We start from the raw sequence: 18854 nt of genomic DNA on the forward strand, positions 1-18854 counted from the left end.
CGAACCATGATCGGCACCCCCTTTCCAGTTGGCGCCGGTCCCCGCCGTTTCGTTCTCGCCACGGCGAGCGTCGCGCTAATCGGATGGGTGCTCATCGTCATGCCCCATAACGTTGGCTGGTGCTGGCTCTGAGAGAGGTGGGTTCTGGTCGGAGTGGCAGGATTTGAACCTGCAACCCCATCGTCCCGAACGAGCGGGTTGGCCGGCAAGAGCCCGGATTTCCGCCACTTCCTATGATGCCAGACAGCCTTTGTTCACGTTTATTTCCGGCGATTCTGTGGGGTAACTGTGGGGTAGTCGGAAACGTTCTCCTTCTGTGCCACGAGCATCCTGACTGTGTTTTTGGGCACGTTTCGCGAACGTGACTTGGAGACGATCGCCCGGGTGGCTTCGGCCTGAAAATCGGGGTGATGGTGCCCATAGGTCTCAATCAGCATTTCGACTGTCATACCGAGAAATCCGGCGGCCGCCCACCGGTCGGTACCCTGCTGCATCAGCCAGGTCGCGGCTGTGTGACGGAAGACGTGCGGTGTGATGTCAGTGCGGAACACGCGCCGCATGCTACCGTCAGGTGCTGCCACGTCGTCATACCAGCCGAGCCCGGCCGCCTCGACCACCGAGCGGAAGGCTTTCTTGATCGACTGCACTGGTTTGCCGTTCCACTCTACGACGTAGTCGTGCGCGATCATGCGGCCGATGCTTGCGCTTTTCCCGCGGCCCTTGGTCTTGATCTGCAACGGCGTTGCCGCCCAGCGACGTACATGTGCAAGCAGCCGGTCAGGCAACCTGACCGGTGGTTGGCGCTTGTTCGTCTCGTGGCGGCGGGCGGCGCGGCGGTAGAAAATGCCATATTCGAGGTCGACATATCCGGCGCCCTCTGTTGGCCGGATGGCCGCTCCGCAGACCGCGGCCGACCGGGTGCCGGTGTATAGAGCAACCAGCATGAATCGCGCGACGTGACGTGCGGTGCGGCGATCGCTTGGCTTACCCTTCCATGACTGTCGCATGCGCCATGCGGCGCGAAGTAGGGCGGCTGCTTCGTCGCGTGTCAACCAACGGTCGCGCGGTACAGGCTTCGCTGGCAGCACGATTGCAGGTGCAGACGTTATATAGCCTTCACGGTGATAGTTGTTCAGGGCCGCGCGCAGATCCTCCAACTGACGTCTGGCAGCGGGGCCATTGCCGTGCACCTTCGCGTAGTCGCGACAGACCTTGCCATTGATGTCGCCGATTTTCGCGTTGCCGAACCACCTTAGCGCAACGATCAGCCGCTTGGCGGTTTCCGTTGGCTGGGCGTGTGAGGGCGCGACGTCAGTAAGATAAACGCTAACGGCGTCGGCTACCGGGACGGTGGCCGGATCGCGGCCGCGCTCGCGGGCCGGCCGGTATTTTTCGATGATGTGTTGGGCGAGCCGTCTCTCAGCGCGTTCGCGGTCGCCAGTGCTACCGCAAGCGCTGATGAAGGTTGCGCCATCGCGGATGAACCATCCAGCTCCGTTGCGCAGGCTGCCGTCCGTCCTTCTGCTTTCGGCGCACCAGACGAGGCGCGCCCCTTTCGGCGTCCGCGGCATAGCTCTCTCATCTTAGCGATTGCTGCCAAAGTCACGTATTCCTTGCCCGCGATCAGCTCTGTCTGAAGGCGGCCAGCATCTCGTTCTTTTCGCAACCCTGCCGCGCCCATAGAGCCGTTCGGGAACGCGATCTCGGCAGCAACGTTGAGGCGGAGCGGCATATTGTCGTCCGACTGCTTTGGAATGCTCATTGCATGCCTCTCTTTTGACGCCGGAGAACAAACTCGGTGTCATCGCTGGCACTATCCCGAGGTTCATTCTCACCACCAGGTGCTTTTGCGCTTGAAAAGTACGCACCTAAGAGCCGTATGTGAACGGCACTAGACCTCTTATGCGGTGATTAGGACACTCTGGCGTAAATAACGGCGTGTATAGGGCAGGAAGAACTTATGAAAATCCCGCTGCCGTTCGAACCTGCAATCTATCGACGCGCCGCCTCGTCGGAATCGGCGCAAATCACGGGCCGCACTGCCGGAAAATTCGTTGCAAAGGATTCTTCGTGCGTCGAAATCGCGCTCCGCACTACCGTTTGAGGGTCACGGCGAGCGACTGCTCCGTCGCAGGAACCTTAGGCGGCTTCGATATCGGTCTTCGGGAAATCGGCTCCCTTGAACATCAGCGGCTGGGCGAAATGGCGGGCACATGCATAGGCAAAACAGTCACCGATTCAGTCGCGCGGGATGACGACCCTTGCCGTAGCGATCAAATGCCTCGAGCGCGATCCTGGCTGTCTCCGGCGGCACGGCAACCACCTTGATCTCCATCAGCGCGAGATAGCGGTCCAGCGCCTCGCCAGCGCGGACGATGGACAACCCTAGCATCCGCGCAACCGCAATGGCCGCCTCCCACACAGCCAAAGGAGAGGTAAGCCGTGTCTTAGACTGCCATGCGCGCCAGAAGCTCGCGCGCATCGTCTTCCTCGGTCAGAAGCGCCGTCAGGGCCGAGGCATCAATGAACATCATCCGTCCTCGTACAAGCTGTCACGGAACGCCTTATCAGCCGGTCGGCCCTTTGCCGGGTTGCCATCTGCGCGCAATTTACGAGCGAAATCGATTCCAAGCTCGACCAGGTGCGGCACGCCCCTCTCGCGCTCAAGCTCATGGACAAGTGCGGTGTGCACAGCTTCGGTCAGACCAGTCTTTCTCAGCGCCGCCACTTTGCGGGCTAGGGCATCGGTCTCCGGATTCTTGATATGGAAAGCCATGCTGTCATCTATCCTACCTGGTGTATCCATATGTTGCACTTTCGATACAAAACGAACTGTCGGGTTTCCGCGCCTCGCGCTATTCGCGATGCTGCAAGTCCCTGAGATAGCGCAACGAAAAAACCAGCCGGCGGCGGACCTCAGTCGGCAGCATGGTTTGCAGCGAGTTCGGCGCGCTGGGCGCGCTTCGAGAGCCGCACGAAATCCTAGGTCCAAAGCACGGTGCGGGGGACGGCCGTTTTTGGTGATGATGAGCGGCTCGCGATACGGCGGCGTGGTAGACGCCAAAATTCTTCGACGCTTGAGCGGCGGAGACGGTCAATGTCATGGCGCAGTCTCCTTTATTCCGGAGCATACCGAAGTCTTGGCCATACCGCGATCGTCGCAACTACTCGCGGCAGCGCGGCCGGCGCTTGGGGAGTAGTCGAGAGACTCGAACGGCCGATTTACCCGAAGCCACGTTGCGCCGTGCGGAGGCGCTGGACGCTCTGGATTCTGTTCTGCCCTTCGTCTCCGTTGGAAGCGCTCCGTTCGCTGGGGCGGCGGACGGCGACCACGGCGTACAAATAGGTCTGGTGGCGGTCCGCTACGCACTATTTCCGGACCATTGCAGTCGGGCGACTGAATAGGCGGTCGCCTGGCTGTCTCGCCTCCTTCGCCGTCCGCCTTCTTGGCGCGGAGCGGTCCCTACCTCGGTGATGCCTCTGCCGGAAGCGGTACGATCGAACGGCCCTTTTCCGGTCTTACGGCTGTCCTGCCATAAAAGTGAGAGTGTGGATTGGCTTTTCCACGACGGGTCGAAAGCTGGGGAGAGTCCTCCGGCGCCTGTCGCGGAGAAATCACGATGTCCAATCACTATCACCGACGCGGAGCCACTGCCGGCCGGACGAACCTCTATGACGAGATAACCGACAAGATCATCTTGGAGTTGGAGGCGGGTCGGCTTCCCTGGGTTCAGCCATGGGGGAGCGCGGCGGCCAAGGCGCCGCTTTCGCTGCCCCGGAACGCCAGCACCGGCAGAGCATATAGCGGCATCAATGTGCTCATCCTCTGGGGCGCTGTCGTCGAGCAGGGTTATACGGCCCAAAGCTGGCTGACTTTCCGCCAAGCCCTCGCGCTCGGCGGAAACGTTCGGAAGGGCGCGCACGGCACAAGCGTCGTGTACGCCGATCGCTTTGTTCCTGACGATGAGAAGAAACGCGCCAGAGATACTGGTGAAGATGCCCGGCCGGTTCCATTCCTCAAGAAGTTCACCGTGTTCAATGCCGAGCAATGTGAAGGTTTGCCGGAAGACATCGCAGTGTCCCCGCTACCGGACCCGGCCCTGATCGAGCCACGCGTCGAGGCCCTGATCAAGGCCACAGGCATCGAATTCCGCATCGGTGGCGATCGAGCCTATTACTTGCCAAACCAGGACCGGGTTCAAGTACCGCCGCCTCAAGCCTTCTTCGAGCCTATCAACTGGCACCGCACGGCGCTGCATGAACTTGGCCATGCCACTGGCCATCCCTCACGTCTTGCTCGCGACTTTTCCGGCTCCTTTGGGACCAGAAAGTATGCGTTCGAGGAACTGGTGGCAGAGATCAGCGCCGCCTTCTCGTGCGCTGCTCTGGGTATCGTTCCGACCGTGCGGCATGCCGACTACATCGGATCCTGGCTGGAGGTGCTGCGGGAGGACAACCGCGCTGTCGTGCGCGCCGCCAGCCTGGCCGGCAAGTCGGCCGACTGGCTCCTCGGCCATCTGCCAGAAGAAGTCGCGCTGCCCATCCATGTGGATGCCGATCAGAACAGGAGGGCAGCCTGATGTCGCGGCGCGATATCTGCGAACTGGCATCCTGTCTCGGTCGACAGGCCGAGGCAGTGTGCCGACGCTATCTGTCCAATGGTCGTCGCGTGGGGCGGTATTGGGTGGTTGGCGATGCTCGCAATACCTCGGGGCGCTCCATGTTTGTCCGCCTGAAGGGACCGGATTTCGGCAAGGGCGCGGCAGGCAAGTGGACCGACGCCGCCACTGGCGAGCACGGTGACCTGCTCGACGTCATTCGGGAATCTCTTGGCTTGATCGACTTCAGGGACGTTGCCGATGAGGCGCGCAGCTTTTTGTCCACGCCTCCACTAACGCCCGATCCAGCCGAACGCAAAAGGCGAGCACCTGGCGCTGGAGCAGGCTCTGCCAAAGCGGCGACACGGCTGGTTGCCATGTCGCGGCCCATCTCCCGGACACTTGTCGAGACGTATTTGCGAGCACGCGGTATAACAGCCTTCCACGAAACCGGCAGCCTTCGCTTTCATCCGCGCTGCTACTATCGGCCCGACGAGGACGGCCCGAGCGAAACCTGGCCTGCGATGATCGCGGCCGTTACCGATCTCAACGGTAAACTCACGGGCGCGCACCGCACCTGGCTCGATCCGGACGGTTTCAGTGAGACCTGTCTCGGCCGAGCTCCAATCGACACGCCTAGGCGAGCCATGGGCCAACTGTTGGGGCACGCGGTCCGCTTCGGCGTCGGCTGCGACGTGATGGCCGCCGGCGAAGGCATCGAGACCATGCTTTCGCAACGCTCGGTGCTGCCCACCATGCCGGTAATCGCAGCCCTGTCCGCGGCACATCTGTCAGCCATCCTTTTTCCTGACAGGCTGCGGCGTCTTTACATCGCCCGCGACAACGATCCTGCGGGGGATAGGGCAATGGTGACCCTCATGGAACGCGCCAGTTCGGCCGGGATCGAGGCGATCGTGCTGACGCCGCAACTCGGCGACTTCAACGAGGATCTGCGTCTGCTCGGTCTCGATGCCCTGAGGACAACCTTGCGGGTTCAGATCGCACCGCAGGACGTCCCCCGCTTCATGGCCCTCGCGGCCTGACGGGAGGAGAGAGCGACAAGCGGCATGCCGTTGTCCTTGCGCACATGGCGTTTGCTTCGTCGGGAAAGGACCGGCCCACGGCCTTCCAGAGGGCGATCGGGCGACAGCCGGTCGGGACTTGCAATGGCTTTGCCCGGCTATTTTCCGGCGGCCCTTCCCACCCCACGCGACGCGCCGCGTGGGGGTCCCCGGCTTCGTGCCTTTCCATCGCGAAGCAAAATAGCCGGGCCTCGCCATCCTCCACTCCCGTTCCGGCCCTGCGCTGACGCTTCGGATGCAAGTCCGGACCGCCTGTCGCCTTCGTCGCCATGAAGGCCGCGATGGGCGCGACCGATCCGCCGAAGGAAGCCGCCATGAGCAACCAGCACGACACCGACTTCGAACTGCAACGCGCGTCATCGCCAATGGATCACGTCCTCCAGGAACTCCAGCTCTACGGTTACCGTCCGTTCGAAGACGAACCAGATCCGCGACCGCTTCCGGAGGGCCACGTCATCGCAGCCAGCATCGCCGACATTTTCGACGCCCTGGTAGTGGCGCTGTCCGACACGCGCCTCGAGCCCGACCTGGAGGAACTGCTTTGGGGCACAGTAAACCTCTTCCATCGCGCAGCCGATCGGATCGAACGCGAACTCGATGACAACGAACTATCCCAGCGGCGCCTGCAGCGCGAACAGGACGGCTCCGAGGTCAAATCCGTGGAGCTGGAGCTCCTTACCGCGCAGGGGCAGACGTTCATCGAACGCCGCAACGCCTTCGAACTGATGCGCGACCAGGCCGCAGAGCACTTCGAGCGCCACACCCACTCGATCTGGCGTCCGCGTACCGGCTCCATGGCCAACCACCGCAACCTGACTGCCGCGATGATCGACAGCCGCGATTTCCTCGCCGCCAAGAAGCACGCCGACAATCAGGTCTTCCTGCCACCTGGCCCGAAGGTGGCCTTCACTGGCGGCCTCGACTTCAACGACTACCCTGTGATCTGGGCCAAGCTCGACCAGGCCCACGCCAAGCATCCGGACATGGTGCTGTTGCACGGCGGCTCGCCGAAGGGCGCTGAGTTGATCGCCGCGAAATGGGCCGACAATCGCAAGGTGCCTCAGATCGCCTTCAAACCCGACTGGACGAAGCACGCCAAGGCCGCACCATTCAAACGCAATGACGCGATGCTCGGCGCAATGCCGATTGGCGTCATCGTCTTTCCCGGCACCGGCATCCAGGACAATCTCGCAGACAAGGCCCGCAGGCTCGGTATCCCGGTTTATCGATTTGGGTCGAGTGGGGCGTGAGCGCCGCCCACTTTACTTTAGGATGCAGACTGACACACCAACCTCTGCATATGATGCGGAGGGTAAGGCTGCAAATCTCGCGGGTGCTGCCGATCCAGGGCGGCGACGGTCTTGCCGGCATAGAGGTCCGGGAAGGACACAACAGGCACCTCGGCATAGCCGAATAGCTCTTCTACTCGGTCGCAAACCGCCCGTGTTTCGGGAGAGTAGAGGCAACACGAATGACAGGCGTCACCTCGATCTTGATCTGCACGCCGTCGGAAGCAACCGGCACCTTTGTAACGGCGCCTTCGCTGTGCAGCGGCACGATCTAGTGGTCTGCGCCTGACGGAAGAGTCCGATCTGGGATTCCGCTTGGCTAGCGTGCATGCGAGGCTGTGGCATGCGCACTGGCATTTCCATCACTCTTACCCCCTCCGACCGGCAGCGCCTTGAGGCTGTCGCCAGCAACCGGAACACGGCTCAGAAACACGTCTGGCGGGCAGTTATCGTGCTGCTGAGCGCCGATGGCGTCTGCACCACCGAGATCATGCGCCGGACCGGCACCTCTAAGACCTGCGTCTGGCGCTGGCAGGAGCGCTTCATGCAGGAAGGTGTCGACGGCCTGCTGCGCGACAAGACTCGCCCCTCCCGGATCAAGCCGCTTGGCCCTGATATGGCCGAGCGGGTAGTCAACCTGACGCTTTCTGACCCACCGGTCGAGGCAACCCACTGGACTGCCGCCATGATGGCTAGGGAGAGTGGCATCAGCGCCAGTGCCGTACGGCGCATTTGGCGAGCCCATGGTCTCCAGCCGCATCGCTATCGCCAGTTCAAGCTCTCCAACGATCCCAAGTTTGGCGAGAAGCTCAGAGACGTGGTCGGGCTCTACGTCGATCCACCCGCTCATGCCATCGTTCTCTCTGTTGATGAGAAGAGCCAGATCCAGGCGCTCGACCGCACCCAACCCTGACTGCCGCTCAAGAAGGGCCGCCTCGGGACCATGACGCACGACTACAAGCGCCATGGCACCACCACGCTGTTTGCCGCCCTGAACGTGCTCGATGGCACCGTCATTGGGCGCAACATGCAGCGTCACCGGCATCAGGAGTTCATCCGCTTCCTGAACACCATTGAAGCCCAGGTGCCAGTGGATAAAGCCGTGCACGTCATCCTCGACAACTATGCGGCTCACAAGCACCCGAAGGTCCGCGCCTGGCTCGACCGCCACAAGCGCTTCACCTTCCACTTTATCCCGACATCCTGCTCGTGGCTCAATGCCGTTGAAGGCTTCTTCGCCAAGCTGACCCGCCAGCGGCTCAAGCGCGGCGTCTTCCGTTCGGTGGTCGATCTTCAGGAGGCCATCAACCGGTACGTCGCTGAAACCAATGCGCGTCCCAAGCCTTTCACCTGGACGGCTGATCCGGATGAAATCATCGCTGCCGTTAGGCGTGGGCACCAAGCGTTAGATTCCATCCCTAGCGCCAGTCGTCGAGCACGAAGACGCCGGCGCGACTGTAACCCGGCTCATTGGGCCTGTGCATCGTGACCCCTTGGATTTCGGTTCGAAAGCCACGCCCGACCAAGTGCTGGTACGCCTCGTGGCGGGCCATGTTCACCCCGGCCAGCAGCTTGGGCATCCCCTCCGCTACGGCAAGCGCCTCGCAGGCATGCAGCAAGCTGTCGAAGGTCTCCCCAGCCGCCGATCCTGGACGCACGGTCCCGAATTTGATGAAGCAAGCACCGTCGCCTGCTTCGCTGCGCGGCCCATGGTGGCACACGGCGAAACCGTCCAAGCCCGCACCCGCCATATCGCCGAGCAGGACCGTCTCCCCAAGCTCCTGCGCCTCTACGGCCTGGATTTCCGCCCCCAGGTCGAGCCCGTCGTAAAGGGCGCCGGTCAGGTTACGGCAGGACTTCAGGCATTCCACTCTCTGCTCCTCTGTCAGATCGGAATACCGCGACCAACGCACCGGCTCGGTCTGGTTGTGACGGACCGGCGCCGACATGATGGCCGTGAGGAAACGAGCCCAGTAGCCGTACTTCTGGTACAGGCCCACGTGCTTGGCGCTCTGGGCGAAGGTGAACAGGCCTGCATGCCGCGTGCCCCATTCATCGAAGCTCGCCGTGACGGCCTCGACGAGCCGCGCGCCGATGCCCCGGTCCCAAAGGTCGGGGCGGATCGTCAACGGTCCGAAGAAGCCGACGCTGCCCCAGCGGGTTGCGAAGTTGGAGCCCACCAGTTCACCGCCCACCTCCGCGGCGAAGGCGGCGACGTAGGGCGCCTGCCAGCGGCCGCGTACGTAGTCGCGGTCGGACCAGAACGTCTCTGGTTCGGGTGCTCCCAAGAAGGTGCCAAAGGCCAGCCGGAAAATTCTTTCGGCTTCCGGCAGATCGGTCTCGGCCAGCGCGCGGATGGCTACGCTCGGTGCAGCCGTTCCCATATCGCCCTCCCTGGTTCGCTAAGGTATGCAGCGCCCGATGCGCTGCCCAAGGGCGCTGCGGTCGGGCTGTATTCTACTCTTCTCCAGAGGAATAGTCACATCGCATGGGAGATGTCGGCCACCGGATCGGTCCTCTGGCGTTTGGTACCATCCGTCAGGCTTCTGCCACTAGGTGCGGCTACGCGGCACATTCTCCCCTATCCGAGTAGCAACCCCGTCGCATGGCAGCGTCGATATTGGCGAGAGAAGTCGCACGGTCCTCGACCGGCAGATAGGTCAGATCGATATCGACCGACAGGCGCGGAAGGTCTCTGACCAAGAGATTGATGGCGGTACCACCCTTCAATGCGAATACAGCCTCCTCAGCGACGAGTGGCAGAACTCGAACGAGGAGGGTGACTTGCGCCCGGTAAGCCTCAGACACCGGCATCGAGTGTCTCCGGCACGGTGATCTGATATTTGCTTTCCAGCCGACCGCCGACGACGATCTGACGCTTGCCGCGACCAAGCTCGATACGCTTAATGGCGGATAAATCACGAGCGTAGCGCACTACCTCATCGTCAAAACAATAGCAGGCACCCGACGAGCAGCGCGCGATGGCAGAGACGCCTTAGAACGCGTGCGTTGGAACAATGACTGAGGCGGCAAGCGCGGAGCCGCTGCCGGATACCTCATCATGAGGTTGGAGCCTGTCACAGCTTGGCGCAGGCTGGCCCGGCGATGCGAACTCACGGAATTGGATGCAGGGAAGAGCGGCACGATCGGCTGAGTACCCGCTTGCCGATCAGCGGTGAGGCTGCAATGGGTAGCCATCGCGACTCATCTGATCCCGGCCATCACACCCACGCACCCAAGCGGTCTCATCGATGGGTGTATCTGGCCGAAGGACGGCTTCGCCTCGATCGCCTTCGACGCAACGGCGCATCACGACTTTCTTCCCCTGACGGCTGCGCCGTCATTCCTCGCGAAGCAACAAAGTCGTCCCGCGCCGTCCTCCGCTGGCGCTTCGGCCCAAGGGTGCGCCGGCGATCGCCTCCGGCCTGTCGATCACCATCGAGACCGCAATGGTGCGGGCTCGAGACAGATAGGATCAAGGAGAACTACAATGGCTACTATCGGCACCTTCAAGAAGTCCGGCAACAACGAGTTCACTGGCGAAATCGTCACGCTCAGCGTCCAGGCCCGCGGCGTCCGCATCGTCCCCGAAAACCGCGCCAGCGGTGAAAACGGTCCCAGCCACCGGGTCTTCGTCGGCCGAGCAGAGATCGGCGCCGCCTGGGCCAAGCAGTCCAATGAGGGCCGCAACTATCTGGGCCTCAAGCTCGACGATCCGAGCTTCACCGCCCCGATCTTCGCAAACCTCTTCGACGACGAAGACGGTGAGGGCTACAGCCTGATCTGGTCCCGCTCGAGCCGCCGCAACGCGGAATAGGAGGCAAACGATAGGTTCCGCCCGGGCCAACCGGGCGGAACCTCAAGTGACCAACCGGAGTGGTACCCGCACGGCGCGATGTCAGCACAGCATCGCGTGATGCTCTTCAAGACTCCTCCAAGACTCCTCCGGCGCCGAGGTAACATCTTTAAGGTCGCATCTTGAGGAAGTGCAAATCATGATCGAGCCGTTCGACGACACCGCTCCCACGGGGGACGAACTCACAGACTATGATCGCAGCCACGCTAAGCTCTACATGCGCTTGTTCGACGCCGATGCCGACGGCGCTGATTGGCGTGAGGTGGTCAAAATTCTCTTCGGGATCGACCCGGCAAAGGAGCCGCACCGCGCTCGACATGTCCACGACACCCACTTGGTGCGGGCGCGCTGGATGACGCGCACTGGCTACCGCCACCTTCTGCGCCAAACTGACACCTAGCGAATATTTCCAGGGTGATGCTGAAAGAGCATCACGCGATGCGTTTTAAGGGCCTTCCGCCAGTCACCAGAGTCGGGAATCGATTCGTGCACAACTTGCAGTTTTAGCGAGGAGCTGCACGATGAAGCCCGACACGTCGCTTTGGCGAGACAACAGCCGCTACGAGTTCTTCGACGACCTGCCAATCGAAGGCCTCGCCTGGGAATGTCTGCGCCGCTCAGACTCTTATCAGCGGCATTATCTGGCACTTGTGCGTGAGGGAACTGAGAGGGATCCCTGCCCAACCGAAGCACAGAAACGCTGGGGGTTGCGATTTCGCGGCCCGACCCGATTTGTCCGCATTGACGCAAGACGTTCTGTGGTCACCTCTTGCCAACCCCGCGGTGGTGACCCTCATGGCGTCGCCAGATTTCCTGTCACGCGAAACTTCCACAGCGCCCGTTGAGCTTGGCAAACATCACGAGAGCCCACAGGGATTTCATGCCATCCGCGATAGTGGGATCGCGACACAGCTTCTCCTCCTTCCCGGAAGCGCTGCGAGCCGTTCGCTCACGGCCTTGATCCCGCTCGATTCCCAAACGCTCGGACGGGTCGAGGCTCTGGTCCGGTTCTGGCGCTCCTGTCACAGGCGACCCGTGCCGCCGGATACACGAATGACGATTCAGCAGAGGCGTCGCCTGCGCCTGATGATGCGGGCCGCCGACGGTCGCAAGAACGGCGCCAGCTACCGTGAAATCGCGACTGCTTTCTACGGGGCAGGACGTGTTGCCTCCAACCCGTGGAAAACCTCGTCCCTTCGCGACACCGTGATCGGTCTCGTCAAGGGCGGCGGAGCCATGATTTCCGGCGGTTATCTGCAACTCTTGCGCCACCGCAAGCGGCCCTAGCGCCCGGGGTGGCAATATCAGGCCCCCAATCTTTCCCATCCCCCACGAAGCCGCCTTTCCGCCACCGTGATCGCCGTCCGCCGCTAAGCGCCAGCGGTTCACCAGAGCTCCACGGAGGCCCGATAAGATGCGACCTGATCTAGCCGTTTTGCCGCCGCGCTTTCTGCGCACCAAGGAAGCCGCCGAGTTCCTCAGTCTGTCTTCTCGCACGCTCGAAAAACACCGCACTTACGGCACGGGTCCCGCCTACCGCAAACTTGGCGGCCGCGTCGTCTATGCCGTTGACGACCTCCAGGCCTGGGCTCAGCGCGGCGCGGTGACTTCGACTTCTGACCCTCGTGGCGCTGTGCTTCCCGCCAAGCGCCATCCGCCGGCGGCTTTCACTCCGAGCGGACGCTACGGGCGCTGAGCTGCGCTCAATCTGTGCAAAGAGCGCCGCGGATCCAACACACCGGCGCCAATCATCAATCACGCATCGCGGTCGCTTTCCGCAAGACCAGGAGACAGGCCAATGGGCACTGTCGTTGATTTCCGTTCAGGCCGATCGGCGCCAGACGCTATTGCCGGCGAAGGCTTAACTGATGTCGAGCTGACCTGGGTCGAGAAAAAGATCGAGTACTGGATCCGCTTCGGTTCGGTCGCTCGGGAGAAGGTACTCGATCGGCGCCGGCGCATCGTCTCGTTTCGTCCCGGTGACGTCTTCACCTTCGTCCGATGGGCAGCGAACGACTACGACACGATCATCTGCCGCGTCGATATCGTGCGCGCGGTCGCCGAGGGCGAAGCCCATCAGACGCTGCCGTTCGTGCGGCCCGGCGGTGACATTCTGCTCACGGCTCAAGGCTGGCCCAAGGTCGAGCGCGTGCTGCAGACGATCGATGGCATCGAGCAACTCGGCATCGCTCCGGGAGCCGTCTCGCCCGATCACTGGCGGCACGTCCACAACCGAATGACTGTTGGGCAGGAGCCTCGCACCTATACGCTGGATCTCCACCGGGCCTACCTCCTGCGTCGGCGGGTCCAGCCATGATGCGGCCACCGATTGTCCTCGTGACGGCACTGGCGACCATGGGAGCGCTCTGTCCGGTTCTCAAGCATGTCCCGCCGAAGTTCATCTGGAACGCGTCGGCCAGCGCACCGATCGGTCTCTATCGGATCGATGCCAGGGGCCCGTTTGGAGCCGATGACCTCGTCGCCGTCCAGCCGCCTGATACGCTTAAAACGTTCTTGGCTGACCGCGGCTACCTGCCGAAGGGCGTGCTGCTCATAAAGCATATCCTCGCAGTCTCCGGTCACACCGTTTGCCGGAACAAGTTCACGATTTCGGTCGATGGCAGTGACGTGGGCGTTGCGCTTGAACACGATCGCGCCGGCCGCGGCCTGCCGAGCTGGCAGGGCTGTCTACGCATCCCGGTCGGTGCCGTTTTCCTCATGAACCGCCAGGTCCGCGACAGCCTCGATGGCCGCTACTTCGGCCTCGTCTCCACCGATCACGTAATTGGCCGCGCGGTCCCGCTGTGGACCGACGAGCAGGGCGACGGCCGCTTCCAATGGCGCGCTTCAGCGCCGTGAGCGCGCCACCGGCGGCACCCTTTGTGCCGTCCAATCGTCACCGGGCACATCAAAGACAGGAGAAAGCACATGCCACAGATCGGAGAATTCATCCGCCACCAGACCGGGTATTCGGGGCGAATTCGCACGCTCAGCCTCAACCTTGAGGTCGCAATTGTCGCAGCAGAAGCGAGTGATGCAGACAATGCGCCCGACTATCGTGTGCATGCTGGTGGCGAAGATGGCATCGAAATTGGCGCCGGTTGGAAACACTCCAGCGAGAAGGCCGGCGAGTTCGTATCGCTGCAGCTAGACGACCCGACTTTCGCGCAGCCAATCCGCGCTTATCTGTTTCAGAACGGCGACGACAAGAAGTCCTGGTCTTTGCAATGGTCTCGTCAGCGCGACCGCGCCGAGAAGGACTAAGCGATGTCGGCGCGCCATCGGCCGACGAGCCAAGCGGGAACTTATGCGTTGCCTCGCGCGATCTGGCGCTCGGCTCTCATTCTGTTTGGCGCGCTTTGCATCACTTGCGTGGTTCCCGCCGCTGCGCCGGCGCACAGCCCGCCTGCCGTCATGCCGTCGGCGCGCAATCGTTACGAGGCTCACATCGCGGAAGCGGCGAAGCGCTTCCGCCTTCCGCCGACCTGGATCCGCGCCGTCCTTAGCACCGAGAGTGCAGGCGACCAACGCGCCACATCGCGCAAGGGCGCCATGGGGCTGATGCAGATCGTACCCAACACCTGGTCCGACCTGCGCGTTCGGTACCGACTCGGCGCCGATCCCTACGAGCCGCACGACAATATCATCGCGGGCTCAGCCTATATCCGCGAGTTGGTTGATCGCTACGGATCGCCCGGCTGGATTGCCGCCTATAATGCTGGCCCTCGGCGTTACGAAGCGTCGCTGCAAGGCAGGCGGCTGCCTCGGGAGACGCTTGCCTATGTCGCGAGCATTGCATCCGCCATCGGCAGCGCTGGTACGACGAACGCTACCAGACCGGCAGTCTCCGCCTCACCTGACTGGAAGCACGCACCGCTGTTCGCCAAACAGACGAATGGCAGACGGACCGACAGTTTGATGCAGCCCGGGCGCCCGCGTGGCGGTACCTCTTTGGCGGGAGTTGCCCACAGCAAGGCGCCCCCGGCTTCTGGCCTGTTCATGCACGAAGCGCGCGACAGGTCTGCGCCATGAGCCGCTTCAGCGTCCTTCGCGTCAATTCGTACTGCAGCGTGCCGTGGCGAGCGGAGCGGACAGGCGCAGGCGGCACGACCGAGCGGTGGCAGGATAAAAGGGCGCACATTGCGCGCCGGTCGGACAATACGATTTGCCAGGTTTTCAGGCCCGCGCCGCACATTGCGGCCCCTATGGGCAATGTGCGCCGAACGCCAGAAGTCTTGTGTTCGCGTCCTCTTTTCCACATTGCGGGACAACGCCATGGCCGATGAGCGCGCGTTTCGCATTCGGCCAGGCCGCATCCGCTCGACCCGCGCCCAGCAGGCACGGCCCTTCATCGCGCAGGCGCTAGCGGCGGCGAAAAAAGCTGGCGGTGGCGTCTCGCGCTCGGGAAAAGTCGTTTCCGGCAACCGCTCCCGGTTTGGTCACGGTCAGCGCGCCAGCATCCAGGCCAATCGCCTTATCACCTCGCGATCGCGCGGTGCGGTCCTAAAGGCTCGCGTTGTCCGTCGTACCGCGAGCGCTGCCTCATTCGCCACGCATCTCAATTATCTGCGCCGGGAGGGCGTGACCCGGGACGGAGAGAAGGCAGGGTTGTTCGGGCCGCAGACGGGGGATGCCGACGGCGCGGCCTTCGCGGCGCGCGCCAAGGATGATCGGCACCATTTCCGTTTCATCGTCTCTCCCGACGACGCCCTCGATATGGCGGACCTCAAATCTTTTACACGCGATCTGGTTGGGCGGATGGAAAAGGACCTCGGCACGCGGCTCGACTGGGTCGCGGCCGATCACTGGAACACCGAGCATCCGCACGTTCATCTGATCGTGCGCGGCGTGCGCGACGACGGCCAGGACCTGGTCATCTCGCGCGACTACATCAAGGAAGGAATGCGCGACCGGGCTCGCGACCTGATCACGCAGGAACTGGGTCCGCGCACAGATCTCGACATCCGCCGCTCGCTCGAAAGCCAGATCCAGTCCGAACGCTGGACCCAGCTCGATCGCCAGTTACTTCGCGACAGCCGCGACACCGGCGTCATCGATTTAGCCCCACGCCCTCATAGCCATCCCGACGAATATCATGCGCTCAAGATCGGTCGTCTGCGAAAGCTTGAAGCGCTGGGTCTCGCCGACCAGGTCGGCCCGGGCCAATGGGTCCTCGACGACCAGGCCGAAGCGACGTTGCGCGAGCTGGGCGAGCGCGGCGACATCATAAAGCGCATGCATCGCGCATTGACCGAGCGAGGCATCGAGCGGGGTTCGGCCAGTTATGTGTTGGCCGCCGAAAGTCTCGACACACCCATTATCGGCCGGCTGGTCGATCGCGGGCTCGACGACGAGCTAAGCGGAACGGCCTACGCGGTTGTCGACGGCATTGACGGACGTACCCATCACATCAGACTTTCCGCTCTGGATGCCGCCGGCGACGGCCCGCCGGGATCGATCGTCGAACTGCGCAGATTCGATGATGAGCGCGGCCAACGTCAGGTCACGCTTGCGGTGCGCTCCGATCTCGCTGTAGACGAACAGGTTGCGGCACCGGGTGCGACCTGGCTCGACCGCCAGGCAATCGCTGGCGAGCCTGCCGCACTGGCCGAGGGTGGCTTCGGCGCCGAAGTCCGCGATGCCTTAAACCGCCGGGCTGAACATCTGCTCAATCAAGGGCTCGCAGAGCGGCAAGGCAACAGGATCGTCTTCACCGCCAACCTGATCGATACGCTGCGCCGCCGCGAACTGGAGATGATTGGCGACAAGCTCGCGGCCGACAGCGGACGGCCCTTCAACCGTGCCGCCAGCGGCGACTACGTCGCCGGCGCCTATCGCCAGCGCTTGTCGCTAGCGTCCGGTCGTTTCGCCATGATCGACGACGGCCTTGGCTTCCAGCTGGTTCCCTGGATGCCCTCCCTCGAAAAGCATCTCGGCCAGCACGTCTGCGGCGTCGCTCGTGGTGACGGCGGCGTCGACTGGAGCTTTGCTCGCAAACGCGGGCTCGGTCTCTGACAGCTTTAAAGAAAGGACCATCTCCATGTCCGCCACGAAAATCCTCTGGGGCCAGATCCTCACTGTCTTCCTGATCGTCCTGTTGACGACCTGGACGGCGACGCAATGGACCGCATGGCGGCTTGGCTTCCAGGCCCAACTCGGACCGACCTGGTTCGAAGTCGGCGGCTTGCCCGTCTACTATCCTCCCGCGCTTTTCTGGTGGTGGTACTTCTACGATGCCTACGCCCCGGCTGTCTTCGTGGAAGGCGGACTGATCGCCGTGTCCGGGGGCTTCCTTTCGATGATCGTTGCAATCGGCATGTCGGTTTGGCGGGCCCGTGAGGTCAAGAACGTCTACACCTATGGTTCGGCGCGATGGGCCGACAAGAAGGAGGTCGAGGCTGCCGGCCTGCTCGGCGCCGACGGGGTGGTGCTCGGGCGCTATGAGCGCCACTACCTTCGCCACGATGGGCCGGAGCATGTGCTGTGCTTCGCCCCGACCCGGTCCGGCAAGGGCGTCGGCCTGGTGGTGCCTTCGTTACTGACCTGGCCGGGCTCGGCGATTGTCCACGATATTAAGGGCGAGAATTGGCAAATCACAGCCGGGTTCCGTGCTCTGCACGGACGTGTCCTGCTCTTTGATCCCACGAATTCGAAATCGTCCGCCTACAATCCCTTGCTGGAAGTCCGTCGCGGCGAATGGGAAGTCCGCGACGTGCAGAACATCGCCGACATTCTGGTCGATCCGGAAGGAAGCCTCGAGAAGCGCAACCATTGGGAAAAGACCAGCCACGCGCTGCTGGTCGGCGCGATCCTTCACGTCCTCTATGCCGAGACAGACAAGACGCTGGCCGGTGTCGCCGCCTTCCTCTCCGATCCGAAACGACCGATTGAGTCCACGCTGGCAGCAATGATGAAGACCGCCCATCTCGGCGAGGTAGGCCCGCACCCCGTCATCGCCAGTGCGGCGCGTGAACTGCTCAACAAATCCGACAACGAACGATCGGGCGTGCTCTCCACCGCGATGTCCTTCCTCGGCCTCTATCGCGACCCCGTCGTGGCCGAGGTGACGAGGCGCTGCGATTGGCGGATCAGCGACATCGTGGGCGCCAAGCAACCAGCGACGCTCTACCTGGTCGTGCCGCCCTCGGACATCAATCGGACCAAGCCGCTCATTCGCCTTATCCTCAACCAGATTGGGCGTCGCCTGACCGAGGACCTTCAGGCCAAGAGTCATCAGCATCGGCTTCTGCTCATGCTCGACGAGTTTCCTGCGCTCGGCCGCCTCGACTTCTTCGAAACTGCATTGGCATTCATGGCCGGCTATGGGCTGAAGAGCTTCCTGATCGCGCAGTCGCTTAACCAGATCGAGAAGGCCTACGGCCCGAACAACTCCATCCTCGACAATTGTCATGTGCGGGTGAGCTTCGCCACGAATGATGAAAGGACCGCCAAACGTGTGTCTGACGCGCTCGGCACTGCAACCGAGATGCGGGCGATGAAGAACTATGCTGGCCACCGGCTTTCGCCCTGGCTCGGACATTTGATGGTGTCGCGGCAAGAGACCGCCCGCCAGTTGCTGACGCCTGGCGAGATCATGCAGCTTCCGCCGACCGACGAGATCGTCATGGTGGCGGGGGCACCGCCGATCAGGGCGAAGAAGGCACGCTACTACGAAGATGCCTGCTTGCGCGATCGCGTCCTGCCGCCACCCGAACTGAGCCGATCCGAACAGGCCCATCCTGACGACTGGAGCCACCTGCCCGCGCTGGTTCGCACTGAGATCGCCGAAACTCCCGGCACGTCTAGGCAGGACGATGGAGATCCAACCGAGTCGGAGCAACGCCAACAACCCGAACTGAACCGCGTGCGGCCGGTCGAGAAAACGGCTCCGATCGAAAATGAGTTCGAATTCGACGCGGCCGACGAGGCTGATGACGATGCAGTCCGCAATCGACGCATGGCGCGGCTCATGCAGGGCGTGGCACGGCAGGTCTCGCTCGACCCCGATGACGGCATGGAGTTGTAGCCG

Annotated in this window: 20 protein-coding genes and 3 pseudogenes; 16 read left to right on the forward strand and 7 right to left on the reverse strand. The window is 62.7% G+C overall.

What is annotated here, in order from left to right:
• Positions 1-260: 260 nt before the first annotated feature.
• Complete coding sequence (locus tag DH10_RS14260) at positions 261-1571, reverse strand: tyrosine-type recombinase/integrase (RefSeq protein WP_192384855.1); 1311 nt, start codon at positions 1569-1571, stop codon at positions 261-263.
• A 389-nt stretch (positions 1572-1960) separates the two neighbouring features.
• Between DH10_RS14260 and DH10_RS14265 the strand changes: the two genes are divergently transcribed.
• Positions 1961-2104 carry a hypothetical protein gene (locus DH10_RS14265; RefSeq protein WP_192384856.1) on the forward strand — a complete coding sequence of 48 codons (144 nt, stop codon included), beginning with the start codon at positions 1961-1963 and terminating at the stop codon, positions 2102-2104.
• A 35-nt stretch (positions 2105-2139) separates the two neighbouring features.
• On the opposite strand, the pseudogene DH10_RS14270 reads toward DH10_RS14265, so the two are convergent.
• Both DH10_RS14270 and DH10_RS14275 read right to left on the reverse strand, forming a co-directional pair.
• Positions 2140-2531 (reverse strand): annotated as a pseudogene (locus DH10_RS14270) (type II toxin-antitoxin system VapC family toxin).
• Entirely contained in the window at positions 2531-2776 is a 246-nt protein-coding gene (locus tag DH10_RS14275) for a type II toxin-antitoxin system VapB family antitoxin (protein ID WP_192384857.1), read from the reverse strand. Before DH10_RS14275 ends, DH10_RS14270 begins: the two are co-directional and overlap by 1 nt.
• Positions 2777-3620: 844 nt before the next feature.
• Between DH10_RS14275 and DH10_RS14280 the strand changes: the two genes are divergently transcribed.
• From DH10_RS14280 to DH10_RS14290, 3 genes are all read left to right on the forward strand, one after another.
• Positions 3621-4580, forward strand: a complete 960-nt coding sequence (locus DH10_RS14280) for an ArdC family protein (protein WP_192384858.1) — start codon at positions 3621-3623, stop codon at positions 4578-4580.
• A complete protein-coding gene (locus DH10_RS14285; RefSeq protein ID WP_192384859.1) occupies positions 4580-5641 on the forward strand; it encodes a DUF7146 domain-containing protein in 1062 nt (353 codons plus the stop codon). The genes DH10_RS14280 and DH10_RS14285 overlap by 1 nt, the downstream gene beginning before the upstream one ends.
• 353 nt (positions 5642-5994) lie before the next feature.
• Positions 5995-6930, forward strand: coding sequence for a DUF2493 domain-containing protein (locus DH10_RS14290; RefSeq protein ID WP_192384910.1), 936 nt, complete (start codon positions 5995-5997; stop codon positions 6928-6930).
• A gap of 17 nt (positions 6931-6947) precedes the next feature.
• On the opposite strand, the gene DH10_RS38195 is transcribed toward DH10_RS14290, so the two are convergent.
• A complete protein-coding gene (locus tag DH10_RS38195) occupies positions 6948-7079 on the reverse strand; it encodes a nucleotidyl transferase AbiEii/AbiGii toxin family protein (protein ID WP_485020595.1) in 132 nt (43 codons plus the stop codon).
• A gap of 233 nt (positions 7080-7312) precedes the next feature.
• On the opposite strand from DH10_RS38195, the pseudogene DH10_RS14300 reads away from it, so the two are divergent.
• Positions 7313-8458 (forward strand): annotated as a pseudogene (locus DH10_RS14300) (IS630 family transposase).
• On the opposite strand, the gene DH10_RS14305 reads toward DH10_RS14300, so the two are convergent.
• The 3 genes and pseudogenes from DH10_RS14305 to DH10_RS14315 all read right to left on the reverse strand — a co-directional run bounded on the left by DH10_RS14305 (position 8388) and on the right by DH10_RS14315 (position 9904).
• Entirely contained in the window at positions 8388-9353 is a 966-nt protein-coding gene (locus tag DH10_RS14305) for a GNAT family N-acetyltransferase (RefSeq protein ID WP_192384860.1), read from the reverse strand. The pseudogene DH10_RS14300 and the gene DH10_RS14305 sit on opposite strands and share 71 nt — an antisense overlap.
• Before the next feature lie 214 nt (positions 9354-9567).
• Positions 9568-9783: pseudogene (locus tag DH10_RS14310) on the reverse strand (nucleotidyl transferase AbiEii/AbiGii toxin family protein); the annotation flags it as partial.
• Complete coding sequence (locus DH10_RS14315) at positions 9770-9904, reverse strand: type IV toxin-antitoxin system AbiEi family antitoxin domain-containing protein (RefSeq protein ID WP_246505843.1); 135 nt, start codon at positions 9902-9904, stop codon at positions 9770-9772. The gene DH10_RS14315 and the pseudogene DH10_RS14310, both read right to left, overlap by 14 nt.
• Positions 9905-10459: 555 nt before the next feature.
• Between DH10_RS14315 and DH10_RS14320 the strand changes: the two genes are divergently transcribed.
• The 11 genes from DH10_RS14320 to DH10_RS14365 all read left to right on the forward strand — a co-directional run bounded on the left by DH10_RS14320 (position 10460) and on the right by DH10_RS14365 (position 18851).
• A complete protein-coding gene (locus DH10_RS14320) occupies positions 10460-10786 on the forward strand; it encodes a DUF736 domain-containing protein (RefSeq protein WP_192384861.1) in 327 nt (108 codons plus the stop codon).
• 178 nt (positions 10787-10964) lie between these two features.
• On the forward strand, positions 10965-11225 hold the full coding sequence (locus tag DH10_RS14325) for a DNA -binding domain-containing protein (protein WP_192384862.1): 261 nt from the start codon (positions 10965-10967) through the stop codon (positions 11223-11225).
• A gap of 121 nt (positions 11226-11346) precedes the next feature.
• Positions 11347-11670 (forward strand): transcriptional regulator domain-containing protein, encoded by a 324-nt coding sequence (locus tag DH10_RS36950; RefSeq protein ID WP_246811550.1) that lies wholly within the window; start codon positions 11347-11349, stop codon positions 11668-11670.
• Entirely contained in the window at positions 11621-12112 is a 492-nt protein-coding gene (locus DH10_RS14330; protein ID WP_210327787.1) for a DUF2285 domain-containing protein, read from the forward strand. The genes DH10_RS36950 and DH10_RS14330 overlap by 50 nt, the downstream gene beginning before the upstream one ends.
• Positions 12113-12239: 127 nt before the next feature.
• Positions 12240-12521 (forward strand): helix-turn-helix transcriptional regulator, encoded by a 282-nt coding sequence (locus DH10_RS14335; RefSeq protein ID WP_192384863.1) that lies wholly within the window; start codon positions 12240-12242, stop codon positions 12519-12521.
• 102 nt (positions 12522-12623) lie between these two features.
• Positions 12624-13142 (forward strand): DUF2840 domain-containing protein, encoded by a 519-nt coding sequence (locus DH10_RS14340; RefSeq protein WP_192384864.1) that lies wholly within the window; start codon positions 12624-12626, stop codon positions 13140-13142.
• Positions 13139-13684 carry a S26 family signal peptidase gene (locus DH10_RS14345; RefSeq protein WP_192384865.1) on the forward strand — a complete coding sequence of 182 codons (546 nt, stop codon included), beginning with the start codon at positions 13139-13141 and terminating at the stop codon, positions 13682-13684. The genes DH10_RS14340 and DH10_RS14345 overlap by 4 nt, the downstream gene beginning before the upstream one ends.
• Positions 13685-13753: 69 nt before the next feature.
• Positions 13754-14089 carry a DUF736 domain-containing protein gene (locus tag DH10_RS14350; protein WP_192244150.1) on the forward strand — a complete coding sequence of 112 codons (336 nt, stop codon included), beginning with the start codon at positions 13754-13756 and terminating at the stop codon, positions 14087-14089.
• Positions 14090-14092: 3 nt separating this feature from the next.
• Positions 14093-14857: a lytic transglycosylase domain-containing protein gene (locus DH10_RS14355; RefSeq protein ID WP_192384866.1), complete on the forward strand. Its 765-nt coding sequence runs from the start codon at positions 14093-14095 to the stop codon at positions 14855-14857.
• A gap of 243 nt (positions 14858-15100) precedes the next feature.
• Complete coding sequence (locus tag DH10_RS14360) at positions 15101-16840, forward strand: relaxase/mobilization nuclease domain-containing protein (RefSeq protein ID WP_192384867.1); 1740 nt, start codon at positions 15101-15103, stop codon at positions 16838-16840.
• A gap of 25 nt (positions 16841-16865) precedes the next feature.
• Positions 16866-18851, forward strand: a complete 1986-nt coding sequence (locus tag DH10_RS14365; RefSeq protein WP_192384868.1) for a conjugal transfer protein TraG — start codon at positions 16866-16868, stop codon at positions 18849-18851.
• Positions 18852-18854 lie beyond the last annotated feature (3 nt).

The sequence above is a fragment of the Mesorhizobium silamurunense genome (assembly GCF_014843825.1).
GTDB classification, from domain to species: Bacteria; Pseudomonadota; Alphaproteobacteria; order Rhizobiales; family Rhizobiaceae; genus Mesorhizobium; species Mesorhizobium silamurunense.